The 566-nt window shown below is 54.1% G+C and carries 1 protein-coding gene; it reads left to right on the top strand.

What is annotated here, in order from left to right; all coding sequences use genetic code 11:
- Positions 1-566: hypothetical protein (locus VI25_RS25535; protein ID WP_161807049.1), on the top strand; the 566-nt coding region annotated here is incomplete at both ends.

Genomic DNA, 566 nt, shown 5'->3' with positions numbered 1-566 from the left:
CCTTGCGGCTGCGCCCACTAGGGAGCGTGGAGCGCTGGGACCGGAATACGATTAGCTGGCTGCCTATAATAGGTGCCAACACCTCCGACAAGTTTATGCTGGGTGCTGCTTTTTATAACAATGCCCTAGCGCCCAAGCGCCTCAACTTCTTGGCCATGCCCATGTATAGCTTCAACCAAAAAGAGGTGAACGGCATTGGCAAACTGAGTTTAAACGTACTACCCGGCGCCTTAGGCCGCCAACTGACAACTGGTGTGCTTGTTCAGCGTTTTGAGCGGTATCGTAAGATTGAACCGAGCATAACTCTGCTGTTGCCCCACACTGCCTTCACAGGTCCACAGCACCTTATCCGACTTGCAACTACCGATGTGCGCGACCAGGACCAGGACCGCACCAGCAACATTCAAACGCTGGAATACCAAGTGCAACATGGTAATGCCATGCAGCGTTGGGCAGTTCACGTAGAACTCAATCGCCTCACGCCAAATTCCTCCGATGACAACCCATCCAGCGAGGCGACTCTACTGCGTGCTACGGCCACCTACGCGCGGTATTACTCACCCAAA

Source organism: Hymenobacter sp. AT01-02, from assembly GCF_000961955.2.
Taxonomy (GTDB): domain Bacteria; phylum Bacteroidota; class Bacteroidia; order Cytophagales; family Hymenobacteraceae; genus Hymenobacter; species Hymenobacter mucosus.
Note: the sequence above shows the minus strand (reverse complement) of the source record. Positions and strands in the feature narration are given on the sequence as shown.